Genomic DNA, 19558 nt, shown 5'->3' on the forward strand with positions numbered 1-19558 from the left:
ACCGCTGAAGAACAGGGGGATGAAGTTGAAGACGAAATCGCCGGATTTGACGCAATTGCGTCTAAGAAGCCAGGACGAACTGCCAACGGCAGCCATAAAGGAAGCCAATCACCACGATATTGCCATCATCGGCATTTATACGCGTTTTCCAAATGCCCGCAACACAGAGGCGTTCTGGCAAAATATTAAAAATGGGGTAAGCTGCGTCACGAAATTTCCGGAAAAGCGCCGGGAGGATGCTGATCGGTATGTCAAATATTCGGGACAAGCGGAACTTCCCTACTCTAACGGCGCTTATCTCGAGGATATTGACGCATTTGACTATTCTTTCTTCAACATTCCGCCGAAGGAAGCGCTGCTGATGAATCCTCGTCAGCGTGTATTTCTAGAGGCAGCATGGAATGTGTTTGAAGATGCAGGTTACGGGCCGCAGCAGCTTTCTGGCAGCAACATCGGGGTTTATGCCGGCCATATTGGAGACGTTGAAAGCTATGTATACCGGGAGATGATTGAAGCCGTTGATCCCACCTTGGTATCGGCAGCGATGCCGGGAAATTTATCTTCTATTATTCCAAGTCGGATTTCCTATTTGCTTAACTTTAAAGGGCCAAGCATGACCGTGGACACCGCATGCTCTTCCTCGCTGATAGCTGTCGATCTGGCCTGCCAGGCGCTTCGCCGGGGAGACTGTGAAATGGCGCTGGCTGGTGCGGTCCGCATTAACCTGCTTCCGCAAAACAAAAATCACGCGAAGCTGGGCATCGAGTCTACGGACGATGAGACCCGTGCTTTCGACGATGAAGCCGACGGATCGGGAATGGGGGAAGGCGCAGCGATTGTTCTGCTCAAGCCCCTCAGCAAAGCTAAGCGGGATGGCGATTCGATCTATTGCGTCATCAAGGGCAGCGCGGTGAATCAGGATGGCGCTTCCATGGGGATTACGGCTCCGAATCCTTCCGCCCAAACGGCCGTTCTAAGTAAGGCTTGGAAGGAGGCGGGCATTGACCCAGCAACGCTTGCCTATATCGAAACACATGGCACGGGGACTAAGCTTGGCGACCCGATTGAAATTGAAGGAATCAGCAAGGCGTTCGAAAAATATACGGACAAGAAGCAGTTTTGTGCCATCGGATCAGTGAAGACGAATATTGGCCATCTCTATGATTGTGCAGGAATAGCCGGGCTCATTAAAGCGGCACTGGCGCTCAAGCATCAGCTGCTTCCGCCAAGCATTCACTTTAAGACGCCGAATAAACAAATTCCGTTTATCGATTCGCCGGTATACATAAACACGTCCCAGAAGCCGTGGGCGCAAGGAGAGGCTCCAAGGCGCTGCGGTGTCAGCTCATTCGGCTTGTCGGGTACCAACTGTCATATGGTGCTGGAGGAATATACCGCTCAGGCCGCGACCACCGAACTTGCGGCAGCCGCCCCGGAGCAATCGTATATGATTCCGCTATCGGCGAAAAGCGAGGAAGCGCTGCATACGCTGCTTCTCCATATGGGCGAATATTTTGAAGGAGAACAACGGGCCAGCCTTAAGGATATTAGCTATACGCTGGCGGCAGGGCGCGATCATCATCCGCTTCGTCTCGCTTTTATTACCACAGATATCGCGGATCTTAAGCAGAAGCTGCATCAGCTAATCGCATGTCGGCAGCATTTAACGAGCTTGGTTGTTCCCTGGCTTTCTTATGGTACATCGAAGCCGGCAGGCGATCATGCTCATTTCGCACAGCTGGCCGAGCAGCTTGTCAAACAGTTGAAAACTGCTGCCGTACTTGAGCGCCCAGAACTGCTCCAGCAAATCGCAGAGCTGTATACAGCTGGAGCGGCCATTGGATGGTCCGCTATGTACAGAGGAAGCAGAGCCAAAAGGGCGCATATCCCTGTTTATCCATTTGAGCGGAAGCGCAGCTGGCTGCAAATTCCAGAGTCTGCACCTGCTGAGCGTGCAAACGCACTCTTTTACACGATGAAGTGGATGGAGGAGGCGGCAGATCATCGCACCCGCACCATGCGGGGGGAAACGGTCCTTATTATGGGCGAATGGCATCAGCTCTCGCAGCAGCTTGAGGAGGAAGGCGTTCATTGCATACATGTTAAGCGGGGGACACACTATCAGGTGCTTAGCCCGGAGTCTTACATCATCAGCGAGAAAGAGGAAGATTACGACAAACTGACGGAAGCCATTAAACATGTGAAGTTCACAAAAATACTGCATTTGCTATGCTACAACGGACCGAATGAAATGATGTCGGTGGAGCAGCTAAGTGAAAGACAAAGCTTAGGCGTATACAGCTTGTTCCATTTGACTAAAGCGCTCCTGAGAGCAGGCGTTGGGCATAAGCATGAAATCATTATCGCAGCCGACTATGTGAACCGGATTACCGGAGAGGAAGCGTGCCTGAAGCCAGAAAACTCGCCATTGTTCGGCTTAGGTAAAGTCATTGGCATTGAATACCCGCATATTACTTGCAGAGCGATAGATGTAGATGCTTCGACTGCTGCACGCGATGTCATTTCGGAGATGGGTCTTAACAAAACGACCTATCAAATCGCCTATCGGAACGGCAAGCGTTTTGCAGAAATAATGGAAGAGACGGATGTTGAGCAAATGCAAGGCAAGCCCGTTTCCATGAAAGAGGAAGGCGTGTATGTCATCACAGGCGGCGCTGGAAACCTCGGGCTGCTTACGGCGAAACATTTGGCGTCCAAAGGAAAAATAAATCTGGCGCTGTTAAACCGTACCCCGCTGCCGAAGCAGGAGGACTGGCCCTCGTATTTGGAACAGGATGGCGAATCACGGCTGCATGACACCATTAAGAAGCTGCAAGAAATTGCTGCTACTGGAGCACAGGTAGAGTGCATCCCGCTTAACGTCACCTCCTTGGATGAAATGAGCGTCACAATGGAGAGGCTGCGGCAAAAGTATGGAAAAATAAATGGCGTCATCCATGCGGCTGGCGTAGCGGGCAGAGGTTTTCTCATTCGCAAGGACACCGCCGTATTCGAAGAGGTGCTAAATCCGAAGGTAATGGGTACCTGGATTTTAGATAAAGTCACCGAGCAGGATGAGCTCGACTTCTTCGTTTTATTTTCGTCAGGCGTTGCCCTTGTTGGCGAGATGGGGCAAGGCGATTATACAGCTGCCAACTGCTATCTGGATGCTTTTGCTGATTATCGGAGGAAGCTCGGCAAGCCGGCCCTTTCCATCAACTGGGTCGTATGGGATGGGGCGCGAATGGGAGAAGGAACGAGCGAAACGATCGACAGCATTTTCAAAACGCTGCCCCGAGCATTAGCGCTCCATGGATTCGATCAAGCCGTCAGCAAGAATCTGGCCCGTGTATTAATCGGTGAAGTGAATACGTCTAATCCGAGCGGCTTGGAGCTGTTCAGCAAAGATGTATTCCACTTACCGGAAAAGCTGCGAGCTATCATGTTTAGTGACAGCAGCAGGGAGCAGGCAGTTCTAGGCAAGGCGCTGCCGATGCAGGAAGCTAAGGTGAAGCTTCTAGGCAGTAAGAACGGCTCATATTCCGAAGTGGAGCAGACGCTGGCGAGCTTGTACCGCGAGGTGCTCGGTTATGAGGAGCTGAGCATCCACGATACTTTCTTCGAGCTAGGCGGAGATTCGGTGCAGCTGCATCGCCTGCATAAGCTGGTAGATCAGCGGTACACGGGACAAACCTCAATAGCCGATTTGTTCGCTTACGCTTCAATAGCCAAGCTGGCGTCATTTTTGACTAAGGAAGACAGCAAAGCGATCAAGCAAAATACCGCTGCTAGGCATGTTCCTGCCTCGCATGATGATGACATAGCTATTATCGGAATGTCTGCGCTGTTTCCAGGAGCAGATTCCGTTGACCAATACTGGACTAACATCAGCAATGCCGTAGATTGCACGGGACCTATCCCGCAAGAGCGGCGCATTTACGCAGAGGACTATCTGGCAGCTACAGGAAAGTCTCCTGACGAACATCCCGGCTATATGGACTGCGCTTTTGTGGAAGGTATTGACGAGTTTGATTACCGGTTTTTCCGAATATCGCCGAAGGAAGCTAATTTGACCGACCCTTGCCAGAGGGTGTTTATGCAGAAGGCGTGGCATGCCATTGAGGATGCGGGGTATGGCGGTGATAAGCTGCGCGGCAGCCGAACAGGCATTTATGTCGGGTTTGCCAACATTATTCGCGATTCGTATCAGAAGATGCTGACCGATGTTGATCCTGTCATGATGTCGGAAGCGATTGTCGGCAACGTATCAGCGATGCTTCCAAGCCGCATTTCCCATTTGCTCGATTTGAAGGGGCCGACTATGGTCGTGGATACTGCCTGCTCCTCCTCATTAGTTGCTGTGCATTTGGCGAGCAATGCGATCAGGGGCGGCGACTGCGACATGGCGATTGTCGGCGGCGTAAAGCTGTTTCTCATTCCGCTTGACCATGAGCACAACAAAATCGGCATTGAATCCACGGATGGGAAAACGCGCACATTCGACGCCTATGCGGATGGTTCAGGCAGCGGGGAAGGAACAGCGGCCATCATACTCAAGCCGCTTAGCAAAGCCAAGGCGGATGGCGACCATATCCATGCCGTTATTAAAGGGAGCGCCATCAATCAGGATGGCGCATCAATGGGCATTACCGCGCCAAATCCGGCCGCACAGACTGACGTTATAACGCGGGCGTGGGAGAAGGCGGGCATTCATCCGGAGTCGATCGCCTTTTTTGAAGCACATGGCACAGGTACTGCACTTGGCGATCCGATTGAAATCAGCGGCTTGAAGCAGGCAATCGAGTCTTATACGGACAAGAAGCAGTTTTGTGCAATCGGTTCGGTAAAGTCGAACATCGGCCATCTAAACGAAGGGGCCGGAATGGCCTCCATTATTAAATCGGTAATGTCGCTCAAGCATCGGGTAATACCGCCGACGCTCTACTTCCAAACGCCAAATCCAAAAATCGACCTGCATGATTCTCCGCTGTTCATCAACGCCCAATCAAGAAAATGGGAAAATGAAGAGCAGCCCATGAGATGCGCGGTCAGCTCTTTTGGCCTAAGCGGCACGAACTGTCACATGATTATTGAGGAGTACACACCGGAGGTTGCTGAATCTGAAGAGGAAGAGAAGCGGCAATCACCGCCTCAAATATTGACTTTATCAGCGGCCAGCAGAGAATCGCTTAGAAGGTTGACCCGACATTATGCCGACCGCTTTATGAATGGCGCTGCCGGGACACTTGCTGACATATGTTATACGGCGAATACAGGGAGAGGACATTACTCTCACCGCCTTGCCCTTATTGTCTCTGATGGGGCTGAACTGACCGGCAAGCTGAAGCATTTGGCCGAGCGGGAGACATTCAGCTCGCTTTCAGCGGAAGGTGTTTATTACGGCGAATACCGGGCTGTAAGCGACGAGCGCAGTATTCGCAGCCCAGGCGACATTACAGAGGCGAGAAAAAGCGAGCTCGGACGAGAAGGCGAGCAAGCCGTCTTGGCGTTGGAAAATGCACCGGTGGCATCTCGTACCGAAGCGCTGGAGCAGCTTTGCCAGCTTTATGTGCAGGGTGCAGATATCCCGTGGGAGCAGCTCTATGCTGAACAGCCGCACGCCAAAGTTCAACTGCCGGTCTATCCGTTCGAGCGGACGAAATGCTGGGCGGACTTCCCTAAATATGCGAAGCAAGCCTTGCCCCATGCTGCTTCTGCTGACACTGCTGTCGTAACGGATAAGCTGCCATCTGCCTTTACGATGAGCTGGAAGCAGCAGGAACGATTAGTGGTTTCAGCGGCCAAGCCCGCTGGTGGTGTCACAGTCATCGTCAAGGACAGCGAAGGCTTTGCTGACCGTTTGGCAAGCGCATTAAGAAATCAGGGCAGGCAGGTACTTATAGCGCAGACTCCTGATTGGTCCATTACCGAGGAGATGACTGCGGTAGAAGGGAGAATGCTAGATTGCTATAGCCAGCTTTTGCAGGAGGCAGCGGAGCAAGGAATTGCTCAAATCATCCATTGCGGCAGCCTGACGAGAAGCAGTATATCCAGCATAGAAGAGCTGAGAGCAAGCCAGCATAGAGGCGCAATGAGCTTGTTCCTGATAATGAAGGCATGGGCAGCATGCGGTTTTGAGCAAGCTGCGGAAATGATCGTGCTGACTGAAAATGCCTGCCGCATTACAGGGGCAGAACGGCAGCTTCGGCCCGAAAATGCTCCACTGCTTGGGCTAGCCAAAGCACTCTCCAAAGAGCATTCGAATATAAGCTGCCGCAGCATCGACATGGACGAAGAGCTGAAGCTGGAGGATGTTTTATCAGAATTATCGATAAATTCAGACACCAGACTTGTTGCTTTTCGAAACGGTACTCGTTATGTCGAGATATTTGAACCATGCAGCAGTCTAAATACGCCTAGCGGCGAGGAACTGAATGTTCAAGCAGGAGGCGTCTATCTCATAACGGGCGGCACGGGCGGAATAGGACTTGAGACGGCAAAATGGCTAAGCATCAAATGCCGCATAAAGCTGGTCCTAGTCAATCGTTCCGAACTGCCTGATCGGCGGACGTGGGATAACATTTTGCTGCAAAACGAGGATCACAAGCTGTGCGAGAAAATAGCAGGCATTCGGGAGATCGAAGCTAGTGGCTCAGAAGTGATTTTATATCGCTCTGATGTATCCCATTACGATGAAACCGCAGCGATGCTGGAAGATATCCGGCTAACGCACGGGGAAATCAAAGGAATCGTACATGGCGCAGGTATAGCACGTACCGAGTCCATAATGGAGAAGAGCTTGGATACGTTTGAGCAAGTCATCAGTGCCAAAATCTACGGCACATGGCTGCTGGATCAGCTAACTCAGCAGGATCGTCTTGATTTCTTCCTTATGTATTCTTCTATTGCGACGATGTTCGAGACGGGCTATCAAAGCGACTATCTGGCGGCAAACGCCTATCTTGATGCCTATAGTACAGTGCCATCAAGCGATGGAAGACGAAGATTGACGATTAATTGGACGACATGGCAAGGCAAGGGTATGGCTTCTGATCAAAATTTTCAGGCGGATACGATTTTTAAAACGATACAGTCTGCCCGTGCGATGGAACTGCTGGACCTTGTTTGGTGCACGCCGCAAAGCAGAGTGCTGATCGGGGAACTGAATTTGGAGAGCAGAATGGCGTTGTGGCTGCATAACTATGCGATTCAATTGTCAGATGACATTACGACAAGCCTTGAGGCGTTGAACGAACGTCTTGCGCAAGCGCCGGAAAGATCATCTAAGTCTGCCGGATATGCAGCTGTTACGCTGATCGGAAGCGAGCATGATGCGTTCAGCGATACCGAGCGGCAGGTTGCTCAAGCTTGCAAAGGCGTGCTCGGATTTACCGAAATTGACATCCATGAAAGCTTTTTCGAAATGGGTGCTGACTCGCTAATGATTCGGCAGATTTATCAGAAGCTTTCGCAGCTGTACACCGAAGAAGTTGTCATTACCGATATGTTCGAGTACCCGACGGTTCATAAGCTGGCTAAGCATATCGAACGCCGGCAAGCAGGGATGGACACGGCAGCTGCCCCGATTAACAATCGGACGGTACTGCAGGATGACGAATTAAACCGGATGTTTGACGAGCTTGATAATGGGGCGCTCGATCTTGAACAGGTGCTCTCCAAGCTTGGCTCCAAAGAGAGGTGAGAATATGGACAAGGCGTACAAATATTTGGTGCAGGGTGTTCAGGACAAAAAGATCGACAGGCAGGTAGCCATTGACTTGATTAAGCTGCTCGAAACAGAAGCAGTAACGGATGCCGGCGATATTGCAATTATCGGCATGGCTGCCAAACTCCCGTCTGCGAGCACGATAGAGGAATTTTGGGAAGTTGTCGAAAGCGGCGTTGATTGCATTACCGGCTTTCCAGATACGCGCAGCAGCGATATTAGCCGCTACCTTCGATTCAAGGGGGTGCCCGAGGAGGAAATTCGTTATAACAAAAGCGCTTATTTGCCGGAAATCGATAAATTTGATTATAAGTTTTTTAAGTTGTCCCCTCGTGAAGCAAGCTTGATGGACCCGTGCCAGAGAATGTTTCTGGAGACAAGCTGGCAGGCCGTTGAGGATGCGGGCTACGGAGGAAGCAGGCTGGAGGGATCAAAGACAGGCGTGTTCGTCGGCTATGCCAGCAATTATAGGGACATGTACGCCAAGATGATTGAGGACATTGATCCCACTGCGCTTTCGATTGGTTTGGTCGGAAACTTGAACGCGGTCATCTCCGGCAGAATTTCTTATTTGCTCGATTTGAAGGGGACAAGCATGGTCATTGATACGGCTTGCTCCTCCTCGCTTGTTGCGATAGATTCAGCCTGCCAGGCGCTGCGCAGCCGCACTTGCGAAATGGCGATTGCTGGCGGCATCAACATTAATACGGTGCCGCTCAGCAAGGACTATATGCAGACTGGCATAGAATCGACCGACGGGGTGTCGCGGACGTTCGACAACCATTCGAACGGTTCTGGGGTAGGGGAAGGCATTGGCGCAATCGTTCTGAAGCCGCTAAAGGACGCCTTAAGAGATAAGGATGTCATCTATGCGGTCATTAAAGGGAGCGCCACCAATCAGGACGGCAGATCCGCAGGACTTACTGCGCCAAACCCGCAAGCACAGACAGATGTTATTTTGCAGGCGTGGGAAAACGCCGGCATCGACCCGGAAACGATTGCTTATATTGAGACTCACGGCACCGGCACCAATTTGGGTGATCCGATTGAAATTCAAGGTATTCATTCGGCTTTCCGCAGGCATACGAGCAAAAAACAATTTTGCGCGGTCAGCTCCGTGAAAACGAATATTGGACATTTAAGCGAGGCTGCTGGCATCGTAAGCGTCATAAAAGCCGTGATGGCTTTGCGGACAAAGCAGCTGCCGCCTTCGATCCATTTTAACCATCCGAATCGGTCGATTCCGTTTGAAGACTCGCCGGTGTACGTAAGCGCAAAGCTGCGTGCTTGGGAAACGGATGGAGGACCGCGAAGATGCGGGGTAAGCGCCTTCGGCATCAGTGGAACGAACTGCCACGTTGTACTGGAGGAGGCTCCAGCACAAGCAGTCTCGGAGCAAAAGCCTGTGGCACCACGTTTGTTCACATTATCTGCCAAGTCGGAACAAGTACTGCTTGAATTAATTAGCCTCTATTCGGACTATTTGGCGCATAACGACCAGCTGAATTTAGATGAGGTTTGCTATACCGCAAATTCTGGCAGAGGCCATTACTCGCATCGGTTAGCGCTGCTTCCGTCGAGCATAGCGGATTTGCGGGACAAGCTCTTCAGTGCTCGTCTTGATGAAAGCGAAGGAGCGATATATTACGGGGCTCACCGGCTCATTGATTCCTCTAAGGAGGCGCTTGAAGCAAACGACTTGAAGGTAAAGGAGCAGGAACGGCTAAGCGCAGAGGCGGCGGCTATAATAGCTGCTTACTGGACTGAGCCGGATGCGCCGAGCAGCCTAATCGAGCAAGTAGCAGGGCTGTATGTCAAAGGCGCCGATGTGGATTGGGATTTGCTGGCTGGAGAAGTGAAGCCGTCAAAGACAACGCTTCCTGCGTACCCTTTCGAGCGGAGCAGATGCTGGATCGATGCCCCGCTGCAGCAGCAAGTACAGTCCCTAGCAGAAGAAGAGCGTGGTCTATTTTACGGGTTTAACTGGAGAGCCGAGCAGCTGTCAGAGGATGCGGAGCGCGCACAAATGGCCGATGTGCTCATTATCGAGGACGAATTCCGTCCACCGTTTGTGCAGGCGACGATCGACAAGCTGCGGGAGCAAGGGCGAAATGTCATCGTAGCTTCCCTTGGGAGTAGCTTTGAGAGGATTGAAGCTAACCACTATACGCTTACGAGCAGTGAAGGCGATTACGACAAGCTGATGGCTGACCTGCTGGGGCGTCCCGTTACCCATATTTTGCATATGTGCGGACTATCCGAGAGGCTTGCTGCCGAAACGCTGGAGCAGCTGGAGCAAAGCCAGCAGTACGGGATATACAGCCTGCTCTATTTAACAAGATCGCTCATGAGGCACGACCCAAGGTCAAAACGGCATATGCTGTTGTTTACGAAGCTGCTGCATGCGGCAACGGGGCAGGAAGCTGAATTAAGTCCTGAATGGGCAACGCTCGTTGGCTTAGGGAAGGTTATTCCACAGGAGTTTGCGCAAATCGCATGCAAAGCGGTTGATATTGACGACTTCACGCAAGTGGAGGCCATCTGGCCGGAATTGGAGCATTTTACGAAGCAATATCACGTGTCTTACCGCGAAGGCTGTCGGTATACGGAGGAGTACGGCCCGATAGATCCGCTCAAGCTGGAGGAAGTTAGGACGGAAATTCGCGATACCGGGGTTTACCTCATAACGGGCGGTACCGGAGGCATTGGGCTTGAAAACGCCAAGTATTTGGCCTCCAAGACAAATGTGAATGTTGCCCTTGTGAACCGTTCCCAGCTTCCTCCGAAGGAGGAGTGGGAAGCCGTTATTGCAGGCGGCGAGGACGAGGATACGATTCGTAAAATACAGAAGCTCCAGGAAATTGAAGCGCTGGGCGGCCGTATTACGCTCCATAGCATAGATATAGCGGACTATGCAGCGATGGCGGCTCTCATCGACGGGCTAAGGGAAGAGTTTGGACGAATTAACGGCATTATTCACGGTGCTGGTATAGCTGGTGCGGGCTATTTGTTCAAGAAGGATTTGAACATCTTCAAAAACGTGCTGCAGCCGAAAGTGGCGGGAACCTGGATATTGGATAGGCTTACCCGGCAAGATCAGCTCGACTTCTTCATTATGCACTCATCAGGCGTTTCGATGGTTGGAGAAGCTGGGCAGGGGGACTACGTTTCAGGAAACGCATATTTGGACGCTTTTGCTGCCTATAGGAGAAAGCAGGAGCGCCATGCGCTGGCGTTAAACTGGGTTTCCTGGAAGGAGGCGGGCATGTCCGTCCGCTTCGGCATCAACGTCGATTCCTTCTATAAGGCGCTCCCTACTGTGCAAGCCATTGAAAGCATGGATACGGCGCTGCAGCGGAATATGACGAGGGTGCTCATCGGAGAAATGAACGAAAGTCCAGAATATTTGTCCTTGCTGATGGCATTTCCATTTGATTTAACGGAAGAGCTGAATGATCGGGTCAGCCGCTTGTTAAACGGAAATTTCGAGCAGGAAGGGCATAAGATCATCTCCAATGGAAATTATGATGCCGCTATGCTCGACCAAGGCAGGCTGATTATTTTACCGAAAGGCAACAGCCCCGTGAGCAACAGCTCCAAGCCTTCGAAAGCCGCGCTTCGAGGCAAGCAGGGAGACGGCTATAATGCGGTCGAGCAGGAGGTAGCCAATATTTTCAGCACCATTCTTGGCTATCCGGAAATCGACATCCATGATACTTTGTTCGAGCTCGGCGGGGACTCGCTGCTGCTGATGAGAATCCATAAATTGATTGAGACGGAGTATCCGGGCAAGGTGACGATCACCGACATGTTCGAATTCCCTTCCGTTCAGCGGCTGGCGCAGCATATTAACAAAGAAGAGCAAGAGCAGCCAGTGGCTGCAGCAGCCAGTGACGTTCGTCAGGAAGCAAGGGACATATTCGAGAAGCTTGCGGAAGGCAATATGAGTCTGGAAGAAGCCATTCACGTTATTGAAGATCTGTAGGAAAAGAGGAGAATCGTGCAGAACAATATTTTTACATTTATCGTGAATCAGACGACAAGCGGCAACATCGACAAGGAAACGGCTGTTGAGATGATTGCCATGCTGAAGCAGGGCGGAGCAAAGGTGCAGGATGACATCGCCATAATCGGGATGTCTGCCAGGCTGCCGGGAGCCCAGGATATCCATGAATACTGGAACAATATTGAAAATGGAATAGATACGGTCAAGCAAATTCCGCAAAACCGTAAAAATGACACCGACGACTATATCAAGTTCAAGCAGCTTGATCAGGATAAAATCATTTATCCCGAATATGGTTATTTGGAGGATATTGACGGCTTTGATTATGAGTTTTTCCGCATGTCGCCAAGGGAAGCAAGCTTAACTGATCCGCATCAGCGTATTTTTCTGGAGCAGGCGTGGAAGGCAATTGAGGATGCCGGCTACGGTGGCGATAGACTGACAGGCAGTAAAACCGGCGTTTATCTCGGCTATACGCAAAGCCCGAAGGATCTGTATTGCAAAATGATTATGGATATTGATCCGACCTTGATACCGATTGCAACGGTGGGCAATATGCAGGCGATGGCGGCGACCCGCATCTCCTATTTGTTAAATTTGAAAGGGCCTGCACTTGTGGTAGATACGGCTTGCTCGTCGGCATTAGTAGCCATTGAGCTTGCCTGCCAAGCCATCAAGACAGGGCAATGCGATCAAGCTATCGCCGGCGGGATTAAGTTGAATATTATTCCAGTCGATGATGAAAACATTCGCATCGGCATTGAGTCGGGCGATTGGAGAACCCGGGCGTTTGATGATACGGCCGACGGCTCGGGCGTTGGCGAAGGTGCAGGCGCATTGCTGCTTAAGCCTCTCAAGAAGGCGCTTAAGGACGGAGATCATATTTATGCCGTCATTAAAGGCAACGCTGCCAATCATGACGGCCAGACAGCAGGCATAACCGTGCCGAATCCGGCGTCACAAACCTCGGTCATCCAGCAGGCGTGGGAAGAATCGGGCATCGACCCGGAGACGCTTGATTATATTGAAACACACGGAACAGGCACGATTCTCGGTGATCCGATTGAAATTAGAGGCATTGAAGGCGCCTTTAAAAAATATACGAATAAGAAGCAGTTTTGCGCAATCAGCTCCGTCAAGACGAATATCGGACATTTAAGCGAGGCTGCAGGCATCGCGAGTATTGTCAAAATGGCGTTGTCGCTGAAATATAAGAAGCTGCCGCCAACGATCTATTTTCAAAAGCCGCATTCCTCTATCGCCTTCACGGATTCACCTTTGTATGTCAATACGAAGCTTCGTGATTGGGAAACGGACGGGCATCCAAGACGAGGCGGAGTTAGCGGATTTGGCATGAGCGGCACGAACTGCCATCTTGTGCTGGAGGAAGCGCCAGAGCAAGCGAATGCAGAACCTTCGTCTGCGGGGCCAGAGGTGTTTACGCTCTCGGCGAGAAGCAGCAAAGCGCTGCGGGAACTGCTGCAGCTGTACGATGAATATTTGCAGCAAAGCGGCGGTAATTTAGCGCTCTCTAATATATGCTTCACGGCCAATACTGGTCGCAGTACCTACGCATACCGCCTTGCGCTAATGGCTGCTGATTTGGACGATTTGCATGTGAAAATCCGTGCTTGCTTGGAAGCTGATCTGGAGTCTTTTACGGCCCCATGGGCCTTCTATGGATTCCACCGTGTAGCCCGTGCCAACGCAGCGCCGAAACCAGGTGAAATCGATGAACAGGAGAAGCGCCATCTTGGCGGTGAGGCAGCGCAGCATTTAGAGAGCTGGATTGCATCTGGAAAATCGGATGAGCAGTCGCTTCACTCGCTTTGCTCCACTTATGCAAGCGGCGGCGATGTCAACTGGACCGAGCTTTATGAGGGAGAACGGAGACTGCGCGTCAGCCTGCCGACCTATGCGCTGCAAAATGCGCGCTGCTGGCTGGAGTTTCCCGAGCTGGAAGCGTCAGAGGAAACGAAGGAGGATGGTCTTTACTTCGCGCCTGTATGGACGGAAGAGGAGCGTTCTGCCAAATCCGGAGAAGCTTTGACTGGGGCTGTCCTACTCATTGGTGGAACAGGCGACAGCAAGCAAATGGCTGAAGCCCTAGAGGCAGCGTACGCAGGGGATCAGAGGGATACGATTAAGGTTTCGCTAGGCGAGGAATACATCCAGCATCATTCTGGCGCTTATACGATCCGCAACACGCAAGGCGATTATATTAGGCTTTTCGAAGACATTGGAGCGTGGTCACTTCAGCAAATTGTCCATATGCTCAATTTGGATAGCAGCGGGCCAATCGACAGCGTAGAGCAGTTGGATGAGAGTCAAAAACGAGGACTATACAGCCTCTTCTATCTGTATAAGGCTTGGCTGCAGACAAACGGAAAGCAGCAGCTTGACGTTGTTCTCCTAACAGACAGTGCCCAAGAAGTGAGCGGTGTGGAGACGCTCATTCGTCCGGAACACGCGACCGCTATTGGCTTCGGCAAGGTTGTGAGCAAGGAGCACCCGCAGTTCAACGTTCGAAGCATTGATAGGGATCAGGAATCAGATGCGGGGCAGCTGAAGGAAGAGATTATACATGGCGCAGGTTCATCGCCTTATGCTGTCGCTTTCCGCGCAGGCACCCGCTACATCGAGCAATTTGCTCAAATGGAGCTTGATCGCATGGCCGATGAGCCTGTAGCGATTAAGGAGCAGGGCGTTTATCTCATTACGGGGGGAACGGGAGGAATCGGTCTTGAGGTTGCCAAGTCGCTAGCCGCACGTGCAGCTTCTGTCAATCTGGTCCTCGTAAACCGGTCGGCGATGCCTGATCGGGAGCAATGGGATGCGATTGCTCAGACAGGGACGGATCTGCCATCGATTCACAAGATTAACGCCATTCGCGAGTTGGAAGCAGCTGGAGCACAGATTAAGCTGTGTCAGGCAAATATTTCCGATGAGTCGGAGCTTAGAGCGATGCTTTCGGAAGTTCGCAGCGAGTATGGAAAAATTGACGGTATCGTGCACGGCGCTGGCGTCGCCATCGACCAGCTGCTGAAGGACAAGCAGGAAAACGTCATACGCGAGGTGCTCCTGCCTAAAGTGAACGGAACGTGGCTGCTTAATAAATGGACGGAGGAGGATCAACTTGATTTCTTCGTCATGTTCTCATCCGTGGCCACCATTTATTACGGTTCGACCCAAAGCGATTATGTAGCGGCTAACGCTTATATGGATTCATTTACTCATTATCGAAGCAGGCAGGGCAAGAAGTCGCTGACGATTAACTGGACAACCTGGAAGGAAACCGGAATGGCGAAAAATAGCGGCGTTGCGGTAAGTACCATATTCCAGACGCTGCCAACAGCGAGCGGTATTGAAGGGTTTACTGCCTTGCTGAACAAGCAAAGCCGCAGAGCACTAATCGGCAGCTTCAACTACGACCGGCTGGGCATTATATTGCTTGAGAAAGCGACGGTTAGACTGTCAGAGCCGCTGCAGCACAGATTGGATTATTATAAGCAGCAGCTTGCCAGCTCTGGCTCCAGCAATAAGGCTGCGAAGCCGAAGGCGGCAGCAAAGAACGGCGAGGTGCAGCTGACCGGCCGTGATGGAGCAGCGTATAACGAAACCGAAAAGACGATTGCCGCGGTTTGCCAAAATGCGCTCGGTTATGCCGAAATCGACATTAACGACAACTTTTTCGAGCTTGGTGCCGACTCGATATTGCTGATGCGCATCCACGCTGAACTGGATAAGCGCTATACAGGCTTATTAACGGTTGCGGATATGTTTGAGCATACGACGATTTCCAAGCTGGCGGAATATATCGTAGAACAGGATGCTGAGAGCAGCATGCCTCAGCAGACGATCGCTGCGCGTGAAGCCTTGTCAACGGATAGCGATATTGCCGTAATCGGCATGTCTTTCCAGTTCCCTAAGGCGAGCACGAACGAGGAATTCTGGGGAGCGCTGCAAGCTGGCGTCGATAACGGCAGCGGCTATCCGGATGTACGAAGAAAAGATATGGAAAAATACGTTGCCTTCAAGGGCTGGCCGCTCAATGCGGTCGACTATGAGCAGGGCAGTTATTTGGACGAAATAGACAAGTTCGACTATCGCTTTTTCCGAATGTCACCGAAGGAAGCGAGCACGACTGACCCGAACCATCGTCTGTTTTTGCAGACGGCATGGCATGCCATTGAAGATGCGGGCTACGGAGGCAAAAAGATCTACGGCACGAAAACAGGGGTTTACCTCGGCTTCGCTTCCAATATGGTCTATTTCCATCGCTTCATTAGCGAGGTTGAGCCGCAGTCGGAAGGTGCTTCGCTAGTCGGCAATACCGCTTCGGTAGCAACAGGAAGGGTATCCTATCTGTTTGATTTGAAGGGCCCGAGCGTCGTTATCGATACAGCCTGTTCTTCCTCCTTGACCTCCGTGCATTTGGCCTGCAAATCGATACGCATGGGCGACTGTGAAATGGCGATTGCCGGCGGGGTACGGCTGAATATGATGCCTATTTTCCGCAAAGGCTCGCCAAGAGGCATCGGCATGGAGTCGGGTGACGGCAAAACAAGGGCGTTTGATGAGCTCTCCGAAGGCACGGGAACAGGCGAAGGGGTAGGAGCGATTCTGCTCAAGCCGCTTCAGAAGGCGATCGAGGATCGGGACAATATTTATGCTGTCATCAAGGGAAGCGCATCGAATCAAGATGGAAGCTCCGCTGGCTTGACCGCACCAAACCCAGCTGCTCAGGAGGAAGTCATTATTCAGGCATGGGAAGATGCCGCTATTGATCCTGAGACAGTTACGTACATTGAAACGCATGGAACGGGCACCCAACTGGGAGATCCGATTGAAATTCAGGGTATTGGGCGCGCATTTAAACGCTATACCCAGAAGAAACAATTTTGCGCGGTCGGATCATCAAAAACGAATTTGACGCATTTATCGGAGGCTGCGGGCATCGCGGGCGTCATTAAGGCGGTTTTGACGCTCAAAAACAAGGAGCTGCCGCCAAACCTTTATTTTAACCGCCCGAACCGAAAAATCGACTTTATGAACTCACCAGTATACGTCAATGCAACCCGTAAATTATGGGAGACGGAAGGCCATCCGCGCAGATGCGGTGTGAGCGGCTTCGGCATGAGCGGAACGAACTGCCATGTCGTTATGGAAGAGTATTTGGGAGCTGAAACCCTACTTCTGCAGGGCGAGGAGAGGCTTAGCCTCAATCCGCAGCTGTTTACACTCTCCGCACTGACGGAAACTGCGCTTCGACGCCTAGTCAGCCAATATAAATCGCAGCGTTTTGGCGACGGTTCAGCTGCTGCCTTCCGCAATGCTTGTTATACTGCCAACACTGGACGTGGCCACTACGCGCACAGGCTGATTCTTATCGTTAACGATGTGGAGGATTTCAACCGGAAGCTTAGTGAGGTGGACGAATACGGGTTCGACAACCTAAAACAGCCTTGGTTGTACTATGGCTACCACAAAATCGTATCGGAAACGAAAGCGAAAAAATCCGAGGGCGAAATTTCGGAAAGCCAGCGGATAAGCATGACGAAGCAGTTCGGACAATTAGTCGACGATTATGTAGATGGGGAACGCTCTGATGACACCAGCCTGCCGCACATTTGCGAGCTTTATGTACAAGGTGTAGAAACCGATTGGGAGCCATTCTATTTCGGTGAAGAGCTGCACCGGATCAGCCTCCCGACCTATCCGTTCGAACGTGAACGCTGCTGGGTTGAGATTCCCGAATACGAGCAAGCTGTGACAGAAGTAACGGCTGGCGGCTTGTATTACGGGGGACAGTGGGTAAGGCAGGAGCAGCTAATGGCCGAGCAGACTACACAGGCTGGACCTGTTCTCATCTTTATGGACGAGAAGGGCTTAGGACAATCGCTCGCTGATGAGTGGAACCGGAAGGGAACCGAGACCGTTCAAGTTTATTTGCGAAAGCAGTATGCCAAGCTGGATGATGGCAGCTATCACGTAAGTGGTACGGTGGAAGATTATGTGAAGCTGCTGAGGGATAATAAGGGCAGAACCTGGAGCAAAATGATCCACCTGTTCAGCATCGTGCCGGAAGGCATGGCGGTAGACTGGAACGGCTTTAATGAGACGCAGTACAGAGGCGTCTACAGCCTGTTTTACTTATCCAAAGCGGTAGCCCAGGTCGGGTTAAGCGCTGTAACCGATACGGTTATTATATCGGATCATGTAGATGTTGTAAGCGGCCGCGAATCCCGTGTCAATCCATGGAATGCACCGCTCCTGGCACTTGGAAAATCCGCAAGGCAAGAGCTGCCGAGCATGCTGTGCCGCGCTATTGATATTGATGAAGCGACGAGTTTGGAGACGGTCATGCGCGAAATATTGGCAGCACCGTCGTATTATATGGTCGCTTTCCGCGACAATGAGCGGTATGCCGAAATTTTCAAAGAATACCGCGTACAAGAAGCAAACGAGCAGCCGATCGAGGTTAGGGAAGAAGGGATATATCTCATTACGGGCGGCACAGGCGGCATGGGGATCGAGACGGCCAGATATTTGGCAGCGAGAAAGCAAGTCAATATTGCGCTCATTAACCGTACGCCTTTGCCAGACAAAGGGACATGGGATGATATTATCGACCGCAACAGCAGAACCGACCGGAAGGCTATTCAGAGAATGAAAGCCGTTCGCGAGATTGAAGCAATGGGTGCTCATGTCGAATGCTACAGTCTCGATATCGCCAATTTACAACAAATGGAAGATTTGGTTGGCGGGCTGCGAGAACGTTTTGGACGCATTAACGGTATCGTCCATGGCGCCGGCGTAGGCGGCGATGGCTTCCTTTATTTGAAGGAAGAGCACGTGTTCAACGAGGTTGTTCATCCGAAGGTGTTTGGGACATGGATTCTCGACAAGCTGACCGAGCAGGATCGACCAGATTTCTTCCTGATGTTCTCCTCCATGAGCTCGCGTTTTGCAGTGCCAGGGCAGGGAGATTACTGCGCAGCTAATACGTTTTTGGATGCATTTGCCAAACACAAAACGTTGAACCAGCAAAAAGCGCTGTCTATCAACTGGGTCGCCTGGAAGGAAACCGGCATGGCCGTAGAGTTTGGCGTCAATGCAGACGGAGCCTTCAAGGCGCTGCCTACAGCAGTGGCCATGCGCGGTCTGGACGAAGCTTTGAACCGGAGCGTATCGAACGTTCTTATCGGGGAGCTGAACTATGGCTCGGATCTGCTGTGGGAGCTTGGTCTCGTTCCGCAGCTGCTGGATGCGCCGATAGACGCTGCTATAACGGGGTCCCAGAAGCGCTGGGAGGCAAGGCAGCTGGCTTCGCAAAGACGTTTCGAAGGAGAAATCAAGCTTACGGGAAAAGACGGGGAATACACCGATCTGGAAACGAAGCTGGCGGAAATCTACTGCGAGGTACTTGGCTTTAATGAAATCGATATGGACGATAATTTCTTCGAGCTTGGCGGCGACTCGATTTTACTTGGCAGAGTTCATGCTTCTTTGGAAAAGCATTATCCGGGCAAGGTTAGATTGCTGGATCTGTTCGAATACACCTCCGTCAGCAAGCTGCAGCAGTACATGCGGGAGGATGAAGAGGAGCAGGATGCAGCAGGCACAGAAGCTCTGGAACATCTTGCGTATGACCGCGAAATGTCGCAAGTATTGCAGCAGGTAAGTGCTGGCGCCAGCTTGGAGGAGGATACGAAGCGGTTAATGGAGGAACTGGACAAGGGTACGCTCTCCATTGAACAGGCGATTGACCAGTTGACGAAGACCGGACAAGACAGCAGCGAAGCAAGGAAAAAGTAATTGGCGCA

3 protein-coding genes are annotated in these 19558 nt (G+C 51.7%); all 3 read left to right on the forward strand.

What is annotated here, in order from left to right:
* Window positions 1-25: 25 nt before the first annotated feature.
* The 3 genes from ACSR9A_RS03165 to ACSR9A_RS03175 are packed head-to-tail and all read left to right on the forward strand — an operon-like array spanning window position 26 to window position 19550.
* On the forward strand, window positions 26-7702 hold the full coding sequence (locus ACSR9A_RS03165) for an SDR family NAD(P)-dependent oxidoreductase (RefSeq protein WP_473755551.1): 7677 nt from the start codon (window positions 26-28) through the stop codon (window positions 7700-7702).
* A 4-nt stretch (window positions 7703-7706) separates the two neighbouring features.
* Entirely contained in the window at window positions 7707-11711 is a 4005-nt protein-coding gene (locus ACSR9A_RS03170; RefSeq protein ID WP_473755553.1) for an SDR family NAD(P)-dependent oxidoreductase, read from the forward strand.
* Window positions 11712-11726: 15 nt separating this feature from the next.
* A complete protein-coding gene (locus ACSR9A_RS03175; protein WP_473755554.1) occupies window positions 11727-19550 on the forward strand; it encodes an SDR family NAD(P)-dependent oxidoreductase in 7824 nt (2607 codons plus the stop codon).
* The last annotated feature ends 8 nt before the right edge of the window (window positions 19551-19558 follow it).

This window comes from Paenibacillus sp. R-74696 (assembly GCF_055814915.1).

What these genes read in the sequence shown, in the direction of transcription:
- ACSR9A_RS03170 (WP_473755553.1), top strand. Translation starts at nt 7,707, where the DNA reads ATGGACAAGGCGTACAAATATTTGGTGCAGGGTGTTCAGGACAAAAAG.